The following is a 23,046-nucleotide window of genomic DNA, read 5'->3' on the forward strand; positions in this document are numbered from 1 at the left end:
TGTTCCTGAGGCGGGGCTTCGATGCTGAGGCGGGGCTCGATGACTGAGGCGGGGGTTGGATGACTGAGGCGGGGCTTCGATGGCTGACGACGAATTTCACGACTTCCGGCGGATCGCCGATGCCATCGCCGCCGATATCGCGCGCGGGCGACTGCGGCCCGGCGACCGGCTGCCCACGCAGCGGGCGTTCGCCCGGCGCCGCCGGATCGCGCCGTCCACGGCGAGCCGGGTGTACGGGGAGCTGGTGCGGCGCGGGCTCGTCGTCGGTGAGGTGGGGCGGGGCACGTTCGTACGGGCGGCCGGGGCGCCGGAGCCGTCCGGGCGGACGCTGACCGAGCCGGGCACCGCCGCTGAGGTCAATCTGGAGCTCAACTACCCGTCCGTACCCGGTCAGTCGGAGCTGCTCGCCGCCGGGCTCGGCGGGCTGCTCAGGCCCGACGTACTCGCCGCCGCCACCGCGACCGCCGGGCCCTCCGGTACTCCGGCCGCCCGCACGGCCGCCGCCCGGCTGCTCGCCGAGGGTCCGTGGCGGCCCGCCCCGGAGCAGGTGCTCTTCGCGGGCAACGCGCGGCAGGCGATCGCGGGCGCGCTGTCGACGGCGGTACGTCCGGGCGGCCGCGTCGGCGTCGAGGCGCTCACGTACCCCGTGGTGAAGGACATCGCCCGCCGCCTCGGCGTCACGCTCGTCCCGATCCCCTCGGACGAGGCCGGGCTCCGCCCCGAGGCGCTGGTGGACGCCCACCGCAAGGCGCCCCTGAGCGCGGTGTACGTCCAGCCGACGCTCCACAACCCGACCTGCGTGACCATGCCGGGCGAGCGACGCGCCGAACTGGCCGAGGCGGTAAGGGCGTTGCACCTGCCGGTGATCGAGGACCGTATTTGGGCGTTCCTGTACGGGTACAGAGACGGCTACGGAGTCGGGGTCGGGGACGGCGGGGGCGGGGACGGCGGGGGCGGGGACGGCGGTGGCGGGCCGGTGCCGCCGCTCGCCGCGTACGCCCGCGAGCGCACGTACGTCGCCGACGGGCTGTCCAAGCGACTCGCGCCCGGGCTCTCCGTCGGCCTCCTCGTCGTGCCGGAGGGCCGCACCGGACCGGCCGAGGCGGCGCTGCGGTCCGGCGGGTGGCCGGCGCAGCGGTTCGCCCTGGAGGCGGTGACGCGGTGGCTCGGGGACGGCACGGTGGACCGGCTCGTCGCCGCCAAGCGCGCGGACGCCGAGGCCCGGCACCGGATCGCGGCGGCGTGCCTGGCGGGCCAGGACGTACGGACCGATCCCCGCGCGTATTACGCCTGGTGGCGGCTGCCCGCGCCCTGGCGGGCGGAGACCTTCACGGCGGCGGCCGCGTCCCACGGCATCGCCGTCACGCCGGGCACGGCCTTCGCGGTGTCGGCACACTCCGCGCCGCACGCGATCAGGGTGGGGCTGGCCTCGCCGGACCACGGGACGCTGCGGCGGGCCCTGACCCGCCTCGCGCACCTCGCGCGCCACGCGGACGGGGCGGAGCGCAACCCTCCGGGGTCCAGGCCCGTCTCCAAGGAACGCGGGCGCTGACCCGACCTCGCGTACCTAGCGCGCCTCGCACCCCTCGCAGACGGAGCGGAGGGCAACCCTCCGAGGTCCAGGCCCGTCTCCGAGGAAGAATCCGGACATCCGGCAGCATCCGGATCCGGCGTACGACCTCAGTCCTCGGAGAAGGAGCGCGTCTCTTGGTGAGCCAGGCCGATGGCGGTACCCAAGTCGCCCCGCGGGAGCGGGCGTTCGCCGACACCCCCGTCCCCCGGGACGGCCGTCCCGGACACCGGCCCTGGCACCGCCCCGCCCGCTGGGCCGCCACCCTGCTCCTGACCGGCGTCAGCCTGGTCCTGCTGTGCCGCGCCTTCGACGCCGATGGCATCACGCCCGTACCGCAGTTGCTCGCCTTTCTGCCGTGGCTGCTCGCACCCGCGGCGGCCGGGCTCGGCCTCGCGGCGCTGGCCCGCTGGCGGACCGGCCTTGTCTGGGGCGCGGTGGCGCTGGCGGGGACGGGGTGGTTCGTGCAGCCGTACGGGGCGGACGGGGTGGACGGAGCGGACGGAGTGGACGGGGCCGGGAGTCGCGGGGCGGCCGTGGCCCGGCTCCGGGTCCTCACCTCGAACGTCGAATTCGGCGGTGCGACGCGGGAGTTGATCGACACGGTACGGCGTGAGCGGCCCGACATCGTCTTCGTGCAGGAGTGTGACCACGGGTGCGCGGCCGCCCTGGAACGGGAGTTGAAGGACCGCTTCCCGCACCGCAGCGCCGTGCGGGCGTCCGGCGCCGAGGGCTCCGTGATCCTCAGCCGCCATCCGCTGCGCGAGGCCGACGGAGTCCCCGGCACGCTCGGCATGCCCGGGGCCGTGGCCGAGGTGCACGGGCACCCGGTGCGGCTCCAGCTGGCCCACCCGATGCCGCCGGTACCGGGCGGGGTCGCCCTGTGGCGCTCCGAGCTGGGCGCGCTGCGCGACTGGGCGGCGCGGAGCACCGGCGCGGCCGGGGCCACCGTGCTCGCCGGGGACTTCAACGCCTCCCAGGACCACGCCGCGTTCCGCCGCATCCTCGACACCGGCCTGCGCGACAGCACCCGGCTCGCGGGCAGCTCGCGCACCCCGAGCTGGCCGTCGGCGACGGCGCCGCCGCTCGGGGCGCAGATCGACCACGTCCTGGTGAGCGAGGAGTTCACGGCGAGCGGCGCGCGCTTCCTCGACCTGGCGAACACGGACCACCGGTCCCTGGTGGTGGACCTGACGCTGCACGGGACGCGGTAGCCGGGGCTGGGCGCAGGTGGGGCCGGGCGGAGCGCCACGGACCGACCGGGTCAGCGGCCACATAATGGGGCATGCCCCGAGAGTCCACCCCCGCCCGGCTCGCCCCGCCCGAGTGGCTGGTGCGCACCCTCGACCCGCTGAAGCCCAAGCCCGCCCGCACCCCCTGGCCCGCCGTCGCCCGCGCCGCCATCGCCCTGTCGCTGCCCGTCGTGGTGGGTCTCGTCACCGGGTACCCGGCCTACGGGGCGCTCGCCTCGATGGGCGCCCTGTCCGGCGTGATCGGCGACACCGCCACGGCGTACCGGATGCGGGTCCTCAACATCGCCGTACCGCAGCTCTTCGGCGCCCTCGGCATCACCCTGGGCACGCTGGTGTACGGGCACGGCTGGGTGGCCGTCGTCGCGGTCACGGGCGTCGCCCTCGTCTCCGGGATGATCTCCACGATCGGCGCGGTCGCCTCGATCGCCGGGCTTCTGCTGCTGCTCAACTCCGTGGTGGGCGCGGGCCTTCCGATGCCCGGGGAATGGTGGCTGGCGCCGCTCCTCATCACCAGCGGCGGGCTGCTCGTCCTCACGCTCGCGCTGCTCGCCTGGCCACTGCGGTCCGGGGCCCCGGAGCGGACCGCGGTCGCGGACACGTACCGGGCGGTGGCGCGGCTCCTGGAGAGCGCGGGCGAGCAGGGCGCCCCCGGCACCCCTGGCGCCCCCGGCGCTCCCGGCGCCCCCGACCCGTACACCACCGCACGCCAGACCGTCACCGCCTCGCTCAACCAGTCGTACGACCTGGTGCTCGCCCGGCGCGCCCGTTCCCGCGGCCGCAACCAGGACCTGGTCCGGCTCGTCGCCCAGCTCAACGCGCTGATCCCGGTGGTCGAGGCGGCCCCCGCAGCCCACCAGTGCGGCCGCCCGCTGCCGCCCGAAGTGCCGGACGCCGTAAGGAGGTTGGCGGATGCCGTAGAGCAGGGCGCGACCGGTCCGGTGCGGCTCGACCTGCCGCCCGAGCCGGACGGCCCCGCCGCCCGCGCGGTGGACGACGCGATCCGCTACGCGGCCGAGGCACTGGCCCCTGTGTTGACGGACGACCCGGCCAACGTCGACGACCAGCTCGGCCGCCCCGCCGCCCTGCGCGAACGGGCCCGACGCACCACCCGCACGCTGCTGATCTCGCCCGCCTCCTGGCGCTACGGCCTACGCCTCGCGCTCTGCATCGGCCTGGCACAGTCGTTGGTCTCGCTGATCGAGGTGGAGCGCTCGTACTGGGTGGCGCTGACGGTCACCTTCGTGATGAAGCCGGACTTCGGCTCGGTGTTCTCGCGGGCGGTGCTCCGCGCCTTCGGTACGGCGGCGGGCCTGGTGATCGCCGCGGGGGTGCTCTCGCAGGTGCCGCGCGGCTGGTGGGACGTACTCGCGCTGTTCGTCCTGGCCCCCCTGATCCCGGCCCTGACCCCACGCGGCTACGGCTACCAAACAGCCGCGATCACCCCAGTGATCCTGTTGGTGTCGGACATCCTCAACCGCCAGGGCACCGCCCTGATCGCCCCACGCCTGTACGACTCATTGCTCGGCTGTGCCATCGCGCTGGTCGCCGGCTATCTCCTCTGGCCGGAGAGCTGGGGCACCCGGATCGGCGACCGGCTCGCCGACGCGGTCGCCGACACCGCACGCTACGTCGAGGTCGCCTTCCTCGACCCGACCGCACCCGGCGCCCCCGACGTAGCCGCCCGCGCCCGGATGCGCCGCCGCCTCTACCGCGACCTGTCCGACGTACGCACGGAATTCCAACGAGCCCTGACGGAGCCACCGCCGGTCGGCACGCGCGCGGCGGCGTGGTGGCCCCTGCTGGTCGCCGTAGAACGAATCGTCGACGCGACAACGGCAACCCGCATCCGCATCCGCCACGGGGCGCCTCGGCCCGCCCCGGCGGAGGCGGGGGCGATCGCGGGCGAGCTCCGCGAACTGGCCACGGCGCTGCGGTCGTCGGGGCCCCTGACACTGCCCCCGGGCCGCGCCCCGAAGCCCACCTCCGACACCCTGACCGCCCTCCGCCACGAGGTCCACGCGGCCCGTGCGATCGCCTCGCTGGCAACGGAAGCCTGATCCACCCACGGCCGGGCCCCGGCGCCGCCCCCGCAGCGGACCGTCGGAGGCGAGGTGTCGGAGTCCGCCGTACCGAAACAACGACTTCTTTATGCAAGCACGCGCATGGTCGCGCCGGCGCATAGACGTCCTTCGTGCCTGCCCCGTAGCGTCGTCATGACCGGCCCACAGGGCGACCGGGCAAGGGGGTTCATTGTCCATGGCACACGAGGAACTGACCCGGCTCACGGGTAACGGAAACGGCACCTGCGGTGAAGAGGACTGCCCCAACGTCTACAGGACAGCGAAAGGCTCAATCGTAGTCCAGGGAATCGTGTCCGAGGCATTCATGCCGCCGTTCGGCGAGGCCTTGGTGGAGATCCCGGAAGAAGTGCTGAAGGAGGCCGCTCGTGCTCTTGGATGGTGACGAGTGGCGTCGTCGATTCACAGAGATCAAGCACGAAGCATGGCGACTTGAGACGCTACCGCAGTACCTCGTACCGCAGGAAGTAGCCGAGTTCGCGGCCTTTCGCGAAGGCCAGCCGCCGCTGACCCCGTATACGGCATCCTCATACACGGAACGCGTATCGCGTCAGCGCGTCGAGGGCAAGTACAACGGCCGCGTGCACATCGTGACTCAGCCGCTCTCAGAATATCTACGGTTCGAGTTCACCCGCTATTACGCGGTGCATGTCCGGGCAGGAGACGACATTCGCATCCTTGATGTGACCGACCGGCCCAACCCCCTTCAAGGGGTGCAAGACTTCTGGATGTTCGACCGCACGGAGGTCGTCCTCATGAACTATGAGCAAGACGGCACACAGATCAATCGTGAGGTCTTCGAGGGAGATGTATCCCCTTTCATCGAATACCAGCGGATCGCGATGGCCGCTTCGATGCCCTTCGAGGAGTACGTGAACGGTGGCCATCGAGCCTGACCGTCTTGACCAATCCGGTCTCGAACTGGCAGCCATGCTCAAGCACCTGCGCAAACAAGCCGGACTCGCTGGGGTCCGGCTTGCCGCGCGTTGCAACATGTCTCAGTCCAAGATCAGCCGTATCGAAGGGAACAAGCTCCGTCCGTCACTGGTGGACGTTGAGCGGATCCTCAGAGCTCTGCATGCTTCCCCCGGCGTCGCAGCCGAAGTAATGGCGCTGGCCCGCATAGCGCAGACGGAATGGCAGGACCGTAAGGATCTGCACCGGAAAGGGCTGGACAAGAAACAACTGGAACTGGCCGGACTCGAAGCAGCCACCACAGACTTCCGACATTTCCTGCTGTCAATGGCCACAAGCCTTCTGGCATCACCGGACTACATTCGGGAGAGCATCGCGCATGCACCACCAACTCAACAGGCCAAAGCAGTTGCCATGAAGCTTGAACGTCAGACGGTTCTACTCGACCGTTCGAAGCGCTTCACGTTCCTGCTCACCGAGCAAGCGGTCAGATACCCACTGGTCTCACCTGACGCAATGGCCATGCAGATTGACCGGCTTGCGTCGCTCACCCGCCAGGCCAACATCCGGATTGGCGTGCTGCCAAGGGGCGTGAAATTCGGCAATACCCCGTTGAGTACGTTCACGATCTACGACGACCGCTTGGCGACCATCGAGACGGACCTAGGCGCAGCCGTCTTCCGCGATCCGAAGGACGTTCGCTCGCTCCTCGACCGGTTCGCGAGCTATGAGGCGCACGCCACCTTCGGAGAAGGCGCGCGCGAGCTGTTGACCGAATGGGCCTGGTCGTTCCGGCAGTGATCTTTAGTCCACCACGCGAATAGCGCTGGAGCTGCGTCCTTGCCCACCCGAGGATGAAGTCACGCCGCCTGCAAAGACGATGCGCCGAACGTACGTATCCCACATGGCTAGAGCACCACCCATTCAGCACAGAGGGGAACACTCCATGAGCAGCAATCTCTACGACCGCGAAGTCACCGGCCCCTACGCCACGTTGTGCGGCGGCGGCACCGACAACGACGGCACCATGGAATCCTGCATCACCCTGGCCGAACTCCATGGCGGCGGCTACGAACTGGGCGACAGCAAGCCCGAAGGCGCCGGGCGCGCACTTCGTATGAGCGCTGAGGAGATCACGAAGTTCGCCCGCGGCTGGATGGCTCGCGTGGAAGGATCACAGCGGTGAGTCTCGCCGCCCTCATCGCAGACCCGCACGCCGTCCTGGCGCAGTGGCCGCGCGAGCCTCAGCTCTTCCACCGCAACCCGGCTGCTTTCGCGGACCTGCTCACGCTGGACGAGGTGAACACGCTCATCGACGCCGAGTGCGTGGCGATGCGCAACGTCGTTCTGATCAAGGACGGCAAGATCCTGGAACGCCACACGTACGACGGTGGCGACATGCCCCGGCCCGGCGCTGTGCGACGCCACCTCGATGAGGGCGGCACCATCTCGCTGCGGCAACTGCATACGCTCAAGCCGCCCTTGTCCCATGTGCAGCGCGGCATCCAGCGCGACACCGGGTGTGTCGTGCACGTCAACGCGTACCTGACCCCGCCCCGCAACCAGGGGTTGAAGTACCACTACGACCCGTACGTGACGCTGATCGTGCAGCTGGCGGGGCGCAAGACGTGGCCGCTGCACCGGCCTTTCGTAGTGAACCCCGTGACGGAGCATCTGAACTTCCTCACCCGCGGATTCACCTATGAGGAACGGAAGTTGCTCGCCAGCTCGCCCCCAGAGCGCTCGATGACGCTGGAGCCGGGAGATGTCTTCTGGCTTCCGCGCGGCTGGGTCCACTCCCCGTACACCGAGGGCGAGGAGACCTCTCTGCACTTGACGTTCGCCCTCAAGGAACGCACCTACCACTGGCTGGCAGAGCAGGTCACCCGCAACATCCTCGACCAAGCCCTCGAAGACCCGGCCATGCGTGCGGGGATTCAGCCCACCGAGCTGGGCGCATCGCTGTCGGCCCGATTCATCCGTGAATACCTTGTCGGCACCCTCCTGCTCCTGGACGACCAGCACGTCAGTGCGCTGGCCTACCAGGCCGTCCACGGCTGAACCCCAGCCCCGGGGGAACCATGGCCCCAACTCACTGGCACGCCTACAGCTACACCGGACGCTCGTACACCGATGCCCAGATCCGCCGTGGCGAGACCCCCGACAACTACCCTCCCATCGAGATCAAGGACTGGCTCGTCCGGCCCCGCGGCCAGATCGCCGGTACCTTCGGCGAGGTCGACGGCGCTGTCACGTGGCTGGCCGACGAATTGAAGGCGAACCCACCCGCCGACGACGCCGCCTTTCCCATCGCCGAGCGTGCCGAGCATGCGCGCAGGACGCTGGCGCAGGAGGCTGGCTGCGACGTGGTGCTCGGCTACTACTCTGTCGGGCTCCAGTACGTGTCCCGGGCGCTGATCGCCTGTCCGCGCCCGGACCGGACGTGCCCGCAAAAGGCGTCCCGGTGAGCGGCGCCGCATGGGACGCCTACGCCGACAGCCGGGTCCCCCCATCGTCGTCACCCGGTGGTCCGGCTGGGCCGAGTTACTGCAACGGGATGGTGGCAGGACCTCTGCATCCTCACTGGCTACTGGCTACACATAACCCCCGGCTCGACATACGAACCGGGGGCAGCGTGCTGTTGGCGATCAGATGCCGACGTTGGTCTTCACGTGGCTGATGAACGCGGACCAGTGGTCAGCGGAGAACACCAGGGCGGCCCCTGCCGGGTCCTTGCTGTCGCGTACGGCGGTGCTGCTGGCAAGATCGGCGACCTCGATGCAGTCGCCGCCGGAGGACCCCCCACCGCTGTAGCTGCTCTTACACCATGCGGCGACGCCGAGTTCGGGGGCAAGCATGGTTCGTACCTCGATTTCTGGCCTCGGTTTGAGCTGCTTATCCGTGCTGGTCGGACTTCAAAGTGTTGATGAACGATGCCCACGAAGCGCGAGGAAGAACGATCACGGGGCCTTCCGTGGCCTTGCTGTCGCGGACAGCGGTCACGGCCGGAACGTTGCGCGCTACCTCGACGCATTCGCCCGAACCGCCGCTGTAGCTGCTCTTGTAGAACTCGAAGGCCGTGCGGTCGCTCACCGGTTCTCCTTGATCAAGTCACTTACCACGGTGCGGGAGTCCTCGGGGGACAGGGCGGCTCTGCGAACGCTGTCGAAGAGTGCGCGGTGCCGATACGCGTCCTCCTCACCCTCCAGCCACTGGCTGGACAGTACGGTCTCCAGATAGACCACGTCGACTGCGGCCGGTGCTTCAAATCCCAGGATGACGAACGGACCACTCATGGCCGCATGGGCCCCCGCCTTGTACGGCAAGATCTGAAGCTTGACGTTCTTCATCGTGCTGGCCTCGAGGAGCCGTTCTCGCTGCTCGCTCATGATGGACTGGCCGCCAACCTCTTGGCGCAGGACGGCTTCCGAGAGAATGGCCCAAAGCTGTAGCGGCTTCTCATCGGTGAGGCGGGCTTGGCGCGCGAGTCGTGCTTGTACGAACTGCTCGATCTCGTCAGGGTCCTGCCAGACACCCTGAGCCACGGTGACCGCTCGTGCGTACTGCGGCGTTTGAAGCAAGCCCGGGATCAGCTGGTTTTGGTACGTGTGGATGGTGGATGCCCCGGCTTCCAACTGGATGTACTCGACGAAATCGCCGAGTTCGGCGTACTCCTTCCACCACCCTGACGCGCGCCGACGTTCGCGGTCGGCCTTGGCCAGTGCCAACAGCCGCTCGCGAGTCGGGTTCTTTCGGCCGATGCCATACAGGTCACATAAGGCGTGAAGATCGGGGTCCCGGACTGGCGACACTCCACGTTCGATCTTGACGATCTTCGTTTGGGTGGCTGTCAGGGCTTCGGCGGCTCGCGGCTGCGTGAGCTTCTTGGCCTCGCGCAGCTTCAGCAGCTCCCCTCCAAGCTTTCTGCCCAGCACCGTGGACATGCGCCCTGCGGTCGTGCGCTTCGTCGCCATTGGACCTCCCCTGATGCTGCCTCAGTCTGGGGCTGCACGTCCTGCCCCAGCAAGCCTGATCGGCGCACCGAAAGGTTGGGGGAATTAATTCCTGAAAGCAGGTTGCACGAGGAATACTGACGATGTCACGGTAGGTGCTGAGCCGCTCACGTAGAGGTGATCAACTCCCTTGCGGGTGGGCGGAGTACGCGTGGTGCGCCCCGGATCGGACGCGGATTCGGATCCAAGACGGCCAGAGAAAGACCCCCGCGACTGCTGCGAACAGTCCGGGGGCGTGGTCAACGCTGATAGGAGCGTCAACATGAACGACCTTATCGCCCGGTTCTTCGAGCCGTTGCTGCGGTTACTGCTTCCGCCTTCGGGCCGCCATCGAGCCGAAACGGCCACCGCAGTGGAGCCTCCCTCGCCTCGCCCTTCGTGGGGCAACGCCCTTGCGGGTCAGGCCAGTTCGCCCCGGGGCACCGTGCGCGTGCTGCGCGACGCGGAGATGGTGCTGGTGCGGCCGTATGTCCTCACCCCTCACGAGCGCGCGGTGCGACGCACGCAGCGGCAGCGGCGGCGTGCTCTCTGGCTCGCGGTGCACGGAATCGACGTGGGGCCGCGTCTGATCCACGGCGTGGAGGTGGCCTGATCGGTGCGGACGGCAAGGACGGCAAGCACCGGTCGGTACCGACGGATCCGGCCGGTGGTCCGGACCGAGAAGCGGTGGTTCTGCGCTGGCGTAGGTCTCCACGGTGTGTGGGTCACGCACGGGCGGCACTGCGCAAGGTGCTCCTCGACTGGGGGCTGGCGTCCGTGGAGGAGACGTCGGTTCTGGTTCTCTCGGAGCTGTTGACCAACGCGGTGCGTCATGCGCGGGTGCCTGGGCGCGAGATCGAGACCCGGTATCTGCGCTTGCGCCAAGGCGTGCGTATCGAGGTGCACGATGCGGCGTACGAGAGGCCGGTACCCGTCAAGGCGGACTGGGACGATTGCAGCGGGCGAGGGCTTGTTCTCGTCGGCGCTGTGGCGGATCGCTGGGGAGTGAGTGAATGGAACGGGCCGGGCAAGGCCGTGTGGGCCGAGTGCTCGGAGCGAGCCGACGGTACGGGAAACGCCTCGTATCAGGACACGTGATCAGTCACGTCCGGTCCCAGTCCCGGTGTCGGGCCCGCGTCCGAACCCCGGCCTCCGGTCCGTCCAAGGTGACGCCGACCCCAACTGGGCGCACACGGACAGGAGTTGGGCCTCGCCCGCCTGGCGGCCGACCAAAGTCACGCCGATGGGGAGGCCCTCCGGGGTCAGGTGTCGTAAACCGTGGAGCGATGGCCAACATGGACGACCCACACCACTAGTTCTCCGTTGTCGATCGTGTAGACGACGCGGTAGTCGCCGACCCGCAGGCGACGGCGTTCAGGTTGCGAGACGAGCGCGGTCGTGTTGAAGCCGAGGGGGTCGCTCTCCAACTCTGTCAGCTTGGTGAGGATGCGTAGCGCCAAAGCGCGAGGGATCTTGCGCAGTTCGGCCTGCGCCTCGGGCCGGAAGACGGTGCGGTACTCACTCACTTCGCGCCAGCGTCTCCTTCATGACGTCCTCGATCGGCACCCCTGGCGAAGCATTCGCCATGCGCTCATCGATGATGCGATTGATCTCGCGCTCTTCCCACTGCTGGTACTTGCGCAAGACGTCGATCGACACGACGGCGGCGACCTCCTTGCCCCGTCGCGTGATGACGGTCGGCTGGTCGTCCCGGTCGGCGCGCTCGACGACCTCGGCCAGGTGCGCGCGGACGTCGCGAATGGACTCTATGGGCATCTGCGTCATGAGTCCGAGGGTACCGGATGTTCCATGTGTACACAAGGGCGCAGGTCTCCGCCCTCAAGGTCGTGCTGGATGACCATCGTCCGTGCTGGGTCTGTCCCGCCCGCGTCCGAGCCCCGGCCACCGCCCCGCCCAAGGCGCCGCCATCTCCAACTGGGCGCACAAGGACAGAAGTTGGGCCTCGCCAGCCTGGCGGCCGACCAGCGTCACGCCGATGGGGAGGCCCTCCGGGGTCCAGTGGAGGGGGAGGGATGCCGCCGGGTGGCCGGTGGCGTTCCAGGCGCCGGTGAACGGGGTGAAGTGGTTCTGGCGGCGGAGCATGGGGAGGACGTCGTCCTCCGTCTCCGCCGCGAAGTAGGCGGGCTCCTGGGGCGGCAGGCCCAGGGTGGGGGTGAGGACGGCGTCGTATCCGGCGAGGGACCGCGCCACTCGCCGGGTCAGGGTCTGCATGCCCGCCAGGGCCTCCAGCAAGCGTTGCCCTTCGATCTCGCGGCCACGCGCCCGCCACCAGCGGGTCACCGGGCCTAGCAGGTGCTCGTCCTCCTCCCGTACCTGCATCCGTAGCGACTGCACCGCCCAGACCGGGAAGAAGAGGCTCGACAGCTCGTTTCCGAAGGGGTTGGGGATGTCCTCCACCGTGTGGCCCAGGGAGGTCAGGAGTTCCGTCGCCTTCTCGTACGCCGCCAGGCACGCCGGGTCCACCGGGCCGCTGCCGTCGCCCGGGGCCGCGTAGCGCGCGATGCGCAGGCGGCCCGGGGCGCGGCCGGTCCAGGACAGGAACGTCTCGCCCGGGGGCAGCGGTGGCGCCCAGTACGCGTCGCCCGGCTCCGGGCCCGCGAGCGCGTCCAGGACCGCCGCCGCGTCCCGGACCGTACGCGTCAGCGGGCCCTCGACCGCCAGGCCGGACACGTTCGCGTCCGGCGCCGGGCTGACCCGGCCGCGGGACGGCTTGAGGCCGAACAGGCCGCAGGCGCTCGCCGGGATGCGGATCGAGCCGCCGCCGTCGCTGCCGTGCGCGAAGGGGACGAGACCCGCCGCCACCGCCGCGGCCGCGCCTCCGCTGGAGCCGCCCGCCGAACGGGCCGGGTCCCAGGGCGTACGGGCCGAGCCGCGCACCTCGTTCTCCGTGCAGGCCGTGAGGCCGAATTCCGGGGTGTTCGTCTTGCCCACGCTGATCGCGCCCGCCGCCCTGAGGCGCGTGACGCTGTTCCCGTCCGTGTCCGGGATGTGCTGCTCGTACGCCCGTGAACCGAAGGTCGTCCGCACTCCGGCCGTCGGCGTCAGGTCCTTGATCGCCGTCGGGACGCCGAGCAGCGGCGGGAGCCCTGCCGGGTCCCTGTGGCCTGCCGCAAGTCGGCGTTCCGCCTCCCGCGCCTCGGCAAGGGCCGCGTCCGCCGTGACCGTCACGAACGCGCCGAGCGTCGCGTCCAGGGCCTCGATCCGCCGCAGCGACCGCTCCACCAGCTCGACCGGGCTCACCTCGCCCTTGCGGACGGCAGCCGCCTGGCCGAGGGCGTCGAGCGCGTCCAGGGAGTCCAGGGAGTCCAGGGAATCGAGGGCGTCGCGGATGTCGCGGGTGTCGCGGGTGTCGCCGGTGTCGCCGGTGTCGGGGTGGGGTTCCTTGGCGTCCATCGGGTTCCTTCCGGGCGGCGCGGTCCGTGGCCCTTGCATCCATAGGCATCCAACGGGGGCCCCTGCCCCACGTCAAGAGACCGACGGAGCCACGGACGACGGCCGCCCGCATTGCCCCGTCCGGCCCAGTCGCCGGGTGGCCGGGGCGGGCCGTCGGGACCATGGGGGCATGGTTCCGCCCTCGCCCGCCGTTCCCCCGCCGGTCCGCCGACGGCGGCTCAGGCTGCCGTCGCTGCTGTTAGCCACGGCACTCGTGCTGCTCGTCTCCGGATGTGTCGACGCCGAGGGCCTGCGCAGCGATGGGCAGGCGGAGGATGTGACCTCGCCGCTGCGGCTCTGGCGGGACACCACCCCGGCACCGGCGCCGCCCGGCCAGCACCCCGGGGATCCGGGGCGCGTGCCGGGTGTGCCGAAGGTTCCGTCCCGCGCCATGTCCGACGCCGACGCGCTCGCCGTCGTCAAGGCCGATATCGCGGACGCGGGGCGGCGCGACGGCGGCTCCGGGCAGCTGGTCGACCCGCGGGCGGTACGCCTGTTGGAGCGGTGCGAGGGCGCCGACTGCCCGGTGCGCAAGCCCGTGCACCACGACCTCACCGGGGACCGCAGGGACGAGCTGATCACCGCGGTCGACATCGACGGCCGCACCAGCGAACTCCGCGTCTACACCGCCCGGGACAAGACGGTCACCCGTGTCCTGGCGCGCCGCGCCGTGCTCGAGGGCGTGGAGGTCGCCGCCGGGCACCTCGCGGTCCGCGAGCCGACCAGCAACCCGAAGTACGTCAGCGTCTCCGACTACGTATGGGAGGACGGGGAGGACGAGGAGGGCGAGAAGGACGAGGAAGGCGACGCCACCGAGGGGCCTGATGGGGCGGACGGCAAGGGCCTGGGCTCCATGGCCCTCTGGGACCTGACCCTCGACGAGTGCCGCGCGCCGGAAACCAGCGGCAAGCCCTGCCCCTCCCTGACGCCGGGCTCATGAGCCTGCGTCGGCAGCTCGCCCTCACCATCACCGCCGCGTGCGTCGCGGTCGCCGCCGGCCTCGGTGCCCTCGTGCACAACGTGGTGGCCCAGCAGACCGTCAGCGAGGTCCGCAAGGAGGCCCGCGAGAACCTCGACTACGCGATCGCCGAGTACGAGTACGGCACCTCCACCAGCGACCGGCCCGCCGAGCTCGACCCGCCTGAACTACCTGAAGAATTAAGGGAGTTGGTGGACTCCGGGGAGCGCGGCACGATGGTCGGGAGCCGCGGCGGCAAGCCCGTGATGTGGGCGGCGGCGCCCGCCGACGGCAAGGCGCTCGCCGTCTGGTCCTCGTACGCCAACACCCGCTCCCGCCTGAACACCCTGGACACCGCGATCCTCGGCTCCGCCGCGGTCGCCGCCGCCGTCGTCACGCTCGCCGGGGTGTTCCTGGCCACCCGGATCGGCCGCAGACTGGCCGCGACCGCACAGGTCGCCCGGCGCATCTCGGACGGCGACCTGGACGCCCGGGTCGCCATGGAGCCCGGGCGGCGGCGGTGGCGGTGGCGGTGGTGGCCCGGCGGCGGCCGGGACGAGGTCAGGGACGTCGCCTCGGCGCTCGACTCGATGGCGTCCTCGCTCCAGTCCCGCCTCGAGACCGAGAAGCGGTTCACCGCGGACGTGGCGCATGAGCTGCGTACGCCGCTGACCGGGATGGTCGCCGCGGCGGGCCTGCTGCCCGAGGGGCGGCCCAAGGAAATGATCAACAATCGGCTTCAGGCGCTGCGTTCACTGACCGAGGACCTGCTTGAGATCTCCCGGCTCGACGCGGGCGCCGAGACCCCGGACCTCGCCGAGTGCCGCCTCGGCGAGCTCGTGCGGCGCGCGGTGCGGGCCACCGGCACCGACACCGAGGTGCGGATCGTGCGGGACGCGACCGTCCGCACCGACCGGCGCCGCCTCGACCGGATCCTCGCCAACCTCGTCGGCAACGCCCACCGGCACGGTCGGCCGCCGGTCGTCGTCACCGTCGACGGCCCGATGGTCGAGGTGCGGGACCACGGGGAGGGTTATCCGCAGGAACTGCTCGACCACGGGCCGCGACGGTTCCGCACCGGGGACCCCGGCCGTGGTGGGGGACACGGCCTAGGGCTGACCATCGTGCTCGGCCAGGCCCGGGTCCTCGGCGTCACCCCGGAGTTCGGAAACACTCCGGAGGGCGGGGCAAGGACGGTGCTACGGCTGCCGCACGCCTCGTAAGGCGTGGGCCCGCGCGGTCATTTGGCAGCCGTCACTTCGCATCCGTCACTTGGCGCCGTTATTTGGCAGCCGTCACTCGGCGGCCATCACCTGGCGGCCGTCACTTGGCAACCATCACTTGGCGGCCATCACCTTGTTCAGGCCCTTGGCGAGACCGTTGGCCCACAGCTGCTCGACCCGCGCCCGCTCGTTCTGGTCGGGCTGCGCGTTGGTGCAGGACGGGCCGGGGCCGCCGCCCGACATCAGCTCGCTGCACGGGCCCTCGTAGTGGTCCGGCAGGCCGAGCACGTGCCCGGTCTCGTGCGCGGTCACGCGCGTGGAGTCGTACTGCTGGTTCTGCGCGTAGTCCAGGAAGATGAAGCCGTGGCCATGACCGTCCGTGGAGGCGTACGAGCCTCTCGGGTCATTGCCCTCGCGGTAGTCGAAGTCGGGGTTCGACCCTTCCTGAAGCTGGACGTTGGAGACCGCGGCGTTCCAGATCTGGGTGGACCTGTCTATCTGGGCCTTGAACGTGGGCGCGGAGGCCGCGCTGTAGGTGACGGTGACCTGCTTCGCGCCGGGGTTCGCGGCCCGCTTCTCGGCCACGGACTTCAGGACGGCCTCGAAGAACGCCTTGTTCGCGGCGGCGTTCTCGCCGGACTTCTCGTACGAGACGTATGAGAGGTGCGAGACCTGCGAGACGTGCGAGACGAACGAGTTGGTGGTGTCGGTGGGGGAAGCGGCGGCCGTCGCGGGGGCCGCGCCGAACGCGGTGGCGGCCAGACCCAGGCCGAGTGCGGCCGAGAGCGCGGACTTGGTCAGTCGCATGGGGGGCTCCTACTCGTTGGGGGCGAGTGGTCACCCGTGAGTCTGTTGGAGCGTGAGCGGCCGGGGATGATGCCAACTCCCGATAGCCCGGCCCTATCACCGTCATTTCGGGCCCTCGGCGGCAGCCCAACTCGACCAATTCTGTTGCTATTTGAACGTCTGGTGGGATCCCTGGGACGGTTCTACGCTCACGGGCATGGAGCTCGAGGTGAGACACCTCCGCGCCGTGTGCGCCATCGCCGACAACGGCAGCCTGCACAAGGCGGCCCGTCAACTGGGCATGACCCAGCCCTCCTTGAGCACCCAGCTCCGCAGAATCGAGGACGCGCTCGGCGGCCGCCTCTTCGCCCGCGAGCGCACCGGCTGCCGCCCCACACCGCTCGGCCGGGTGCTGCTCAGCCGCGCCCGCCCCCTCGTCGCCGAGATGCACGACCTGGTGACCGAGGCCCGCGCGGCCGCCGCCCGCGCGGGCGCCGGGCCCGAGCTGCGGATCGGCTCCACGCACAGCCGTGCCATCCCGGGCTGGCTGCGTCGGCTCCGGGGACGGTTCGACGAGTCCGAGCCGCCCACCCGTACGTCACTACAGGTGGACGTCTCCGCCAACGCGCTGCTCCGCCTGGTCTCCGAGGGCCAGCTGGACGTGGCCTTCGTGCACGAGGTGGAGGGCTGCCCGCTGCGGATGCCGGCAGGGCTGCGCCAGCGGGTGCTCGTCGAGCGGGAGCCGCAGTTCGTCTTCCTCGCCGCGGACCATCCGGCGGCGGCGCGGGCCACGGTGCACCTCGCTGACCTGGGCGAGGACCAGTGGATGGTGGATCCGACCGTGGACGGGGAGCGCGACGGGCTCGTCCGGGTGCTGCGCGCGGCCGGGCTCAACCCCCGGGTGCTGCACGGGGATTACCTCACCGCCTCCGCCCTGGTCGCCACCGGCGAGGTGGTCACGGTCTGCCAGCCGACCTCCCGCCCCCGTCCCGATATGGCCATCCGCCCGCTCGCCGGGGACCCGCTCGGCGTACGACTGCTCCTTGTCGCGCGTACGGAGCCGGAGCTGGACGGCGTCTATCCGGACCTGGAGGCGGCGTACTGGGAGGCCGCCCGGGAGTCGGCGGAGTACCGGGAGTGGCTGCGGGGCCGGACCGGCAAAAGAGCCGCGTGACCCCCTCTGACCAGGACTTTCGTCCTTTTTCCGCCTTTACAAATACGCCGTCCGGATAGGCGCATTTCGTTACATGCCCTACGGATGACCCAAACATGGCGTCCGTAACTTAATTCCCGTCGCCGCCACAGGGGGCGCGACGCACAGGACTCACAGGACTCGCTGGACTCAGCAGTCACCAGCTAGAGAAAGACCAGAACCATGCGCGTCACCCGCCGAACCCTCCGCAACTCCGCCGTCTCCGTCGCCGTCGCCGCCGGTGCCGTCGCCGGCCTCGCGCTCCCCACCGCGGCCTTCGCCGATTCTCCGGCCACCCCGGACTCCCAGAACGAGCAGACCGTCCCGACCGTCCCGGGCCAGGACGAGACCCCCAAGCCGAACCCGGACGACACCACCCCGAAGCCGGACGACACCACCAAGCCCGACGACAACACCAAGCCGGACGACAACACGAAGCCCGACGAGTCCACGAACGACCCGATCGTGGGCGGCTGGACCGACAAGGGCACCCAGAACCTCGGCCAGGGCTGGTCCGCCAAGGTCTCCGTGAACGCCTCCGCCCGGATGGCCAAGGCGCAGATATCCCGCGACGGGGTCGCCAAGGGCTCGCTCCAGGCCGTGGACGGCAAGTCCGCGAGCACCAAGATCGACGGCTTCACGTTCACGCTCAGCAACGACGGCTCCGTCACGAAGAGCGGCAAGGGCGACGAGGGCAACCGGGGCAAGGTCTACACGGTCACCCTCGGCAACGGCGCCAAGGCCAAGGTCCAGGACCGCGGCGGCAGCTTCGTCGCGACGATCATCGTCAAGGGCAAGGAGATAGCCACCCTCTCCTCCACCCACCCGTCCGTCACGCACGACGGCTACCGGTACGACCTCACCGCGTCCAACGGCCACATCGGCCTGACCAAGCTGGGCGGCAAGGACAAGAGCAAGGACGACAAGAGCAAGAACAAGGGCAAGGACAAGAAGGACAAGTCCGGCCGCAGCTACGTCCGCACGTACAAGAACATCGGGAATTCCGGCTTCTACGCCAAGGTCTACAAGGTCAAGGGCGGCTACGACGCCGAGATGTGGGCCAAGGCCCCCGACACCGGCAAGTACATCAAGTGGGACACCCTCCAGCAGCGCGGCAACAAGCCCGCGTACGGCCAGCACAACGGCGCCCACTTCGTCCTGCAGCCCGACGGCACCATGAAGGGCTGGACCGAGGGCGGCGGCAAGAAGCGGCAGACGGGCGGTGGCAGCAACGGCAGCACCACCATCGGTGACCGCAGCGGCGGCAGCACCCACTCGATCGCGCGGGAGGGCAACACCGTCACCCCGAAGGGCGCCGTCAAGGCCGGTGCCGAGCTCCCGGCCGAGGGCCACGGCCCGCTGCTCGCCGCGGGCGGCGGCATGGCGGCGGCGGGCGCCGCGGGCCTCGGCTTCGCGATGATGCGCCGCGGCCGCGAGCAGGACTGACGCGCGGCACGGAACCGAGAGTGGGGCACCCCAACGGCAGGGGGTGCCCCACTCTCGTACATCCATCAGACGCCGATGTCCGACATCCGTCAGACGCCGATGTCCGAACCGTCCTCGCGCCACACCGACACGACCGACGGGCGCACCAGCGTCCCCGGACCGTCGGGCCAGGTCGAGGCGGGCTTCTCCACGGAGGCGCCGTCCACCTCGCCCGGGTGCTGCACCGCGACGAGCACCCGGCGCTCCTGCACCAGCGGGCCACAGGTCTCGGCGCCCGCGGGCATGGTGAGGAACTGCTTCAGCTGACCGCGGTACTCGCCGACCGTGGCGACGCCGAACAGGCCGTCGTGCGAGCCGAGTTCATTGCCGTCGGTGGAGATCCACAGGTTGCCGTGCACGTCGAAGGCGACATTGTCCGGGCAGGAGATCGGCGAGACCTGGTCCTTGGGGAAGCCGCCGAAGTACGTGGCCGGGTCCTCCGGGTCGCCCGCGACCAGGAAGAGCAGCCAGCCGAACGTGGTCGCCGACGGGTCGTCGCCCTGCTCGGTGAGTTCGAGGACCGCGCCGTGCTTGTTGGCGTTGCGCGGATTGGCCTCGTCGGCCGGAGCCTTGCCCTCCGTACCGCGCTGGGAGTTGTTGGTGAGCGCCACATACACCTTGCCGGTGCGCGGCGAGGGCTCGATGTCCTCGGGGCGGTCCATCTTGGTGGCCCCGGCCTTGTCGGCGGCGATCCGCGTGAAGACGAAGACCTCCTCCGCGGACATGCCCTCGACGTGCGACTCGGCGCCGTCGGCGGTGGCGGTGGCGAGCGGGATCCACTGGCCGCTGCCGTCGAACTGGCCGTCGGAGGGGTGCTTTCCGCTGCCGTCGATCTCCGCGGCCGGGGAGTCACCGGTCAGCTTGGCGACGTACAGCGTGCCCTCGTCGAGCAGCGCCATGTTGTGCTCGCGGTCCGCGGCGGAGCCGCCCTTGCGCATCCGCTTGCTGCCGACGAACTTGTAGAAGTACTCGAACTTCGAGTCGTCACCGCTGTAGGCGACCGGACGGCCGTCCGAGGTCAGCGTGATGGTGGCGCCCTCGTGCTTGAAGCGGCCGAGTGCGGTGTGCTTGACCGGCGTCGACTCCGGGTCGTACGGGTCGAGTTCGACGACGTAGCCGAAGCGGTGCACCTCGTTCGGCTCCTGGGCCACGTCGAAGCGCTTGTCGAACCGCTCCCACTTGCGCTCGGTGGCGCCCGGCTTCAGGCCGTAGCGCTTGTCGGTCGCGCTGGACCCGTTGGCGAAGTACTGGTCGACGTTCTCCTCGCCGTGCAGGGTCGTGCCCCACGGCGTCGTACCGCCCGAGCAGTTGTTGAGCGTGCCGAGCACCTTGGTGCCGCTCGGGTCGGCGGAGGTCTTCAGGAGGTCGGAACCGGCCGCCGGGCCCTGGACGCGGAACTCGGAGGTGGCGGTGATCCGGCGGTTGAGGCTGTGCCGCGGTACGGCGGTCAGCTTGCCGGTACGCCGCTCCCCCTCGACCACGACCACGCCGAGACCGTGCGCGGCCCAAGCGATCTCGACCTGCTCACGCGTCGGGTTGTCGGCGTCGTAGTCCCGGAACATCAGAACTTCATCGGTGTACTCGTGGTTGGACACGAGCAGCTGACGCCCACGCTCCTGCTCGAGCGGAAGCAGCGCCAGGAAGTCGTTGTTGTAACCGAACTGTCCGGCCTGCGCCTTGGCGGTCTGGTTGTCCGGGTCGAAGTCCGGGGCGCCGCGCAGGATGGGGTCGCCCCAGCGGATCACGATGTTCTGCCCGTAGCCCTCGGGGACGGTGACCTTGTCCGCGGTGTTGGGCGCGACGGGCCCAAAGCGCAGCCCGCGCGCGGACTTTGCACCCTTCTTGGTGGTACGTCCGGCGGGCGGGGTGGCGACGGCGCGGTCACCCTGGGCGAGTACGGCACCGGTACCGGCGGCCGCGGCGGCGGTGACGACGGCGGCCGCGCGGACTATCGAGCGGCGGCTGACGGCACCGGCGATGACATCACCGACGTACTCGTTGTCGCTGGTGTTGGGCGTCTCGTGGAAACACGCGTCGCCGCAGCGGAAACGGCAGGTGAGCGCCGAACGGTTGGAGTGCCCGTTCTTGCGGTCGGTGATGAGCGGCAGCAGTTTGCGCACGTTTCCCTCCATCTGGGGCCTCGCCAGGCCCCGCCCTTCGGCGCGCGCTGCGCCGCGATACATCTCGGTCGGTTTTCGGCCGTGACGTTAAGCGCGCAGGTCAGCAGAGCGGCAGCGGGCAGGTGAACGCAGGGTGAACCCCGGGGACACGGAAGGAAGTTGACCAGGTCTACGAACCGCGGGTCGTTCGGTGGAGTGACGGTCCGTCGGGGTTCCCGGGCCCTCCCCAAGATCGCTTCCGGGCCCGGCTAACCTTACGTGTCCGCCCTGGCCAGGGGTTACGGAAACAACGCATGCGAAGGGTTGCGCACATGGGCATTCTGGATCTGCTGCGGAACGCGTTCGGGCGGTCGCGGAAGGGCTCTGCCGATTCCGCGGATGCCGCTACTCCGTCGGCCCATTCGGCCCCGGAGCCGACGGCCCCCGCGCCGCCCGCCACGGAGGCCACACCCTCCGCGTCTTCGTCCACCCCGTCCGCGGCCATCCCGGCCCCGGCCTCCCGCGAACCGGAGCCCGCGGCGACCCCGTCGGTCCCGGCCCCGGCAACGGCCCCCGACTCGGAGTCGGCCCCGGAGGCCGACGACCTGGTCTCAGCAGCCTTCGACAACCCGACCCTCCACAGCCGCCCGTCCACGGTGCCGGGCCCGAGCTCGCCGGTTGAGGGGGAGAGGGCGGAGGTGCCTGCGCAGGCGGCGGAGTCCGCCAAGGCGGAGGAGCCTGCGAAGGCGGGGGAGCCTGCGAAGGCGGAAGAGCCCGCGAAGGCGGAAGAGCCCGCGAAGGCGGAAGAGCCGCAGCAGCCTGTGAAGGCTGAGGAGCCTGCGCAGGTTGAGGAGCCTGCGCAGGTTGAGGAGCCGCAGCAGCCTGCGAAGGTCGAGGAGCCGGAGAAGGCGGAGAAGGCGGAGGAGCCCGCCGAGGCGGAAGAGCCCGCGCAGGCCGAAGAGCCGCAGCAGCCCGCCAAGGCGGAAGAGCCCGCGAAGGCTGAGGAGCCCGCGAAGGCCGAAGAACCGCAGCAGGCCGCGAAGGCCGAAGAGGCGGCAGAGCCGATCGAGGCCACGACGGAGCCGGAGCCCACCGACGCCCCTGAAGCCACCACCGAACCGGAATCCACTCCCGAGCCGGAAGCCACGACCGCCCCGGACCCCACCCCCGAGCCGGAAGCCGCCGACGGCGAGAAGGCCCCACTGGTGGAACCCGCGGAAGACGACGATTCCGCACGGGTGGCTGCGGGTGGGAACGACAACCCGGCCGAAGGCCGGGTGCACCCCCCACGGCCCGAGGCCGAAAACGAGGCCGAAAACGAGCCCGAACCCGAGAACGGAACCCCGAAGCCCGCCTACCCCCTAGCCCGCCTCAAGACCCAAGCCCCCGCCCTGACCACCGCCTACAAGGCAGCAGGAGCCGCGCTCAAGAAGCAGAACCTCACCGGCACCCGAGCCACGGTCTACCTCGTCCTCGACCGGTCAGGGTCCATGCGCCCGTACTACAAGGACGGCAGCGCCCAGAACCTCGGCGAGCAGACCCTGGCCCTGGCCGCCCACGTCAACGAAGCGGCCAGCGTCACCGTCGTGTTCTTCTCCACCGAGATCGACGGCACCGGCACCCTCACGCTCACCGAGCACGAGGGCCGCATCGACGAACTGCACGCCGCCTGCGGCCGTATGGGACGTACGAACTACCACACAGCCGTCGAAGAGGTCGTCAAGCTGCACAAGCAGTCCGCCGACCCCACGGCCCCCGCGCTGGTCGTCTTCCAGACCGACGGCGCACCGGAGGTGAAGACCGCCGCGTCCAAGGCACTCGCGGACGCACCCGCGAACCTCTTCTTCCAGTTCGTCGCCTTCGGCGAGCACGAGGCGAAAGCCTTCGACTACCTCCGCAAGGTCGACGCCGACGAGACGGTCACCAACGCCGCGTTCTTCCACGCGGGCCCCGTACCCAAGGAGCTCACCGACGCCGAGCTGTACGCGGGCGTCCTCGCGGCCTGGCGGCCGTAAAGCCGTAAAGCCGTAAACACGCGATGG

At 70.3% G+C, this 23,046-nt stretch carries 24 protein-coding genes; 16 read left to right on the top strand and 8 right to left on the bottom strand.

Annotated elements, in window-relative coordinates; all coding sequences use genetic code 11:
* The first annotated feature begins 79 nt into the window (after nt 1–79).
* The 9 genes from ACWD10_RS17610 to ACWD10_RS17650 all read left to right on the top strand — a co-directional run bounded on the left by ACWD10_RS17610 (nt 80) and on the right by ACWD10_RS17650 (nt 8,284).
* Entirely contained in the window at nt 80–1,552 is a 1,473-nt protein-coding gene (locus ACWD10_RS17610) for an aminotransferase-like domain-containing protein (RefSeq protein WP_451091818.1), read from the top strand.
* 284 nt (nt 1,553–1,836) lie between these two features.
* On the top strand, nt 1,837–2,784 hold the full coding sequence (locus tag ACWD10_RS17615) for an endonuclease/exonuclease/phosphatase family protein (protein ID WP_451092084.1): 948 nt from the start codon (nt 1,837–1,839) through the stop codon (nt 2,782–2,784).
* 71 nt (nt 2,785–2,855) lie between these two features.
* Complete coding sequence (locus ACWD10_RS17620) at nt 2,856–4,880, top strand: FUSC family protein (RefSeq protein WP_451091820.1); 2,025 nt, start codon at nt 2,856–2,858, stop codon at nt 4,878–4,880.
* 199 nt (nt 4,881–5,079) lie between these two features.
* The gene (locus ACWD10_RS17625; RefSeq protein ID WP_451091822.1) at nt 5,080–5,286 is read left to right on the top strand and encodes a hypothetical protein; all 207 of its coding nucleotides are present in this window, start codon (nt 5,080–5,082) and stop codon (nt 5,284–5,286) included.
* On the top strand, nt 5,270–5,797 hold the full coding sequence (locus ACWD10_RS17630) for a DUF6879 family protein (protein ID WP_451091824.1): 528 nt from the start codon (nt 5,270–5,272) through the stop codon (nt 5,795–5,797). Before ACWD10_RS17625 ends, ACWD10_RS17630 begins: the two co-directional genes overlap by 17 nt.
* On the top strand, nt 5,781–6,617 hold the full coding sequence (locus tag ACWD10_RS17635; RefSeq protein WP_451091826.1) for a Scr1 family TA system antitoxin-like transcriptional regulator: 837 nt from the start codon (nt 5,781–5,783) through the stop codon (nt 6,615–6,617). Before ACWD10_RS17630 ends, ACWD10_RS17635 begins: the two co-directional genes overlap by 17 nt.
* A 145-nt stretch (nt 6,618–6,762) precedes the next feature.
* Nucleotides 6,763–7,002 (top strand): DUF397 domain-containing protein, encoded by a 240-nt coding sequence (locus ACWD10_RS17640; protein WP_451091828.1) that lies wholly within the window; start codon nt 6,763–6,765, stop codon nt 7,000–7,002.
* Nucleotides 6,999–7,877, top strand: a complete 879-nt coding sequence (locus tag ACWD10_RS17645; protein WP_451091830.1) for a JmjC domain-containing protein — start codon at nt 6,999–7,001, stop codon at nt 7,875–7,877. Before ACWD10_RS17640 ends, ACWD10_RS17645 begins: the two co-directional genes overlap by 4 nt.
* A gap of 20 nt (nt 7,878–7,897) precedes the next feature.
* Complete coding sequence (locus ACWD10_RS17650; RefSeq protein WP_451091832.1) at nt 7,898–8,284, top strand: hypothetical protein; 387 nt, start codon at nt 7,898–7,900, stop codon at nt 8,282–8,284.
* A 180-nt stretch (nt 8,285–8,464) separates the two neighbouring features.
* Here the strand turns inward: ACWD10_RS17650 and ACWD10_RS17655 are convergent, their stop codons facing one another.
* The 3 genes from ACWD10_RS17655 to ACWD10_RS17665 are packed head-to-tail and all read right to left on the bottom strand — an operon-like array spanning nt 8,465 to nt 9,790.
* Entirely contained in the window at nt 8,465–8,674 is a 210-nt protein-coding gene (locus ACWD10_RS17655; RefSeq protein ID WP_451091834.1) for a DUF397 domain-containing protein, read from the bottom strand.
* Between the two features lie 37 nt (nt 8,675–8,711).
* Complete coding sequence (locus tag ACWD10_RS17660; protein ID WP_451091836.1) at nt 8,712–8,909, bottom strand: DUF397 domain-containing protein; 198 nt, start codon at nt 8,907–8,909, stop codon at nt 8,712–8,714.
* Nucleotides 8,906–9,790, bottom strand: a complete 885-nt coding sequence (locus tag ACWD10_RS17665) for a helix-turn-helix domain-containing protein (RefSeq protein WP_451091838.1) — start codon at nt 9,788–9,790, stop codon at nt 8,906–8,908. Before ACWD10_RS17665 ends, ACWD10_RS17660 begins: the two co-directional genes overlap by 4 nt.
* Before the next feature lie 301 nt (nt 9,791–10,091).
* Between ACWD10_RS17665 and ACWD10_RS17670 the strand changes: the two genes are divergently transcribed.
* A complete protein-coding gene (locus tag ACWD10_RS17670; RefSeq protein ID WP_451091840.1) occupies nt 10,092–10,421 on the top strand; it encodes a hypothetical protein in 330 nt (109 codons plus the stop codon).
* Nucleotides 10,422–10,528: 107 nt separating this feature from the next.
* Complete coding sequence (locus ACWD10_RS17675; protein WP_451091842.1) at nt 10,529–10,906, top strand: ATP-binding protein; 378 nt, start codon at nt 10,529–10,531, stop codon at nt 10,904–10,906.
* Nucleotides 10,907–11,070: 164 nt separating this feature from the next.
* On the opposite strand, the gene ACWD10_RS17680 is transcribed toward ACWD10_RS17675, so the two are convergent.
* Genes ACWD10_RS17680 through ACWD10_RS17690 form a run of 3 tightly spaced genes read right to left on the bottom strand, consistent with a single transcriptional unit; the run spans nt 11,071 to nt 13,222 of the window.
* Nucleotides 11,071–11,334 (bottom strand): type II toxin-antitoxin system RelE family toxin, encoded by a 264-nt coding sequence (locus ACWD10_RS17680; protein ID WP_451091844.1) that lies wholly within the window; start codon nt 11,332–11,334, stop codon nt 11,071–11,073.
* Nucleotides 11,327–11,593, bottom strand: coding sequence for a type II toxin-antitoxin system Phd/YefM family antitoxin (locus ACWD10_RS17685; protein ID WP_451091846.1), 267 nt, complete (start codon nt 11,591–11,593; stop codon nt 11,327–11,329). Before ACWD10_RS17685 ends, ACWD10_RS17680 begins: the two co-directional genes overlap by 8 nt.
* Nucleotides 11,594–11,647: 54 nt before the next feature.
* Nucleotides 11,648–13,222 (bottom strand): amidase, encoded by a 1,575-nt coding sequence (locus tag ACWD10_RS17690; protein WP_451091848.1) that lies wholly within the window; start codon nt 13,220–13,222, stop codon nt 11,648–11,650.
* A gap of 169 nt (nt 13,223–13,391) precedes the next feature.
* Between ACWD10_RS17690 and ACWD10_RS17695 the strand changes: the two genes are divergently transcribed.
* Nucleotides 13,392–14,201 carry a hypothetical protein gene (locus tag ACWD10_RS17695; protein ID WP_451091850.1) on the top strand — a complete coding sequence of 270 codons (810 nt, stop codon included), beginning with the start codon at nt 13,392–13,394 and terminating at the stop codon, nt 14,199–14,201.
* On the top strand, nt 14,198–15,442 hold the full coding sequence (locus ACWD10_RS17700) for an ATP-binding protein (protein ID WP_451091852.1): 1,245 nt from the start codon (nt 14,198–14,200) through the stop codon (nt 15,440–15,442). Before ACWD10_RS17695 ends, ACWD10_RS17700 begins: the two co-directional genes overlap by 4 nt.
* Before the next feature lie 114 nt (nt 15,443–15,556).
* Here the strand turns inward: ACWD10_RS17700 and snpA are convergent, their stop codons facing one another.
* Nucleotides 15,557–16,249, bottom strand: a complete 693-nt coding sequence (gene snpA, locus ACWD10_RS17705) for a snapalysin (RefSeq protein ID WP_451091854.1) — start codon at nt 16,247–16,249, stop codon at nt 15,557–15,559.
* Nucleotides 16,250–16,445: 196 nt separating this feature from the next.
* Between snpA and ACWD10_RS17710 the strand changes: the two genes are divergently transcribed.
* Nucleotides 16,446–17,402 (top strand): LysR family transcriptional regulator, encoded by a 957-nt coding sequence (locus tag ACWD10_RS17710; RefSeq protein WP_451091856.1) that lies wholly within the window; start codon nt 16,446–16,448, stop codon nt 17,400–17,402.
* Nucleotides 17,403–17,603: 201 nt separating this feature from the next.
* A complete protein-coding gene (locus ACWD10_RS17715; protein ID WP_451091858.1) occupies nt 17,604–18,866 on the top strand; it encodes a hypothetical protein in 1,263 nt (420 codons plus the stop codon).
* Nucleotides 18,867–18,955: 89 nt separating this feature from the next.
* Here ACWD10_RS17715 and ACWD10_RS17720 read toward each other — a convergent pair whose 3' ends face one another.
* Nucleotides 18,956–21,025: a PhoX family protein gene (locus tag ACWD10_RS17720; protein WP_451091860.1), complete on the bottom strand. Its 2,070-nt coding sequence runs from the start codon at nt 21,023–21,025 to the stop codon at nt 18,956–18,958.
* A 311-nt stretch (nt 21,026–21,336) separates the two neighbouring features.
* On the opposite strand from ACWD10_RS17720, the gene ACWD10_RS17725 reads away from it, so the two are divergent.
* On the top strand, nt 21,337–23,019 hold the full coding sequence (locus ACWD10_RS17725; protein ID WP_451091862.1) for a VWA domain-containing protein: 1,683 nt from the start codon (nt 21,337–21,339) through the stop codon (nt 23,017–23,019).
* The last annotated feature ends 27 nt before the right edge of the window (nt 23,020–23,046 follow it).

This window comes from Streptomyces sp. NPDC002851, from assembly GCF_053591935.1.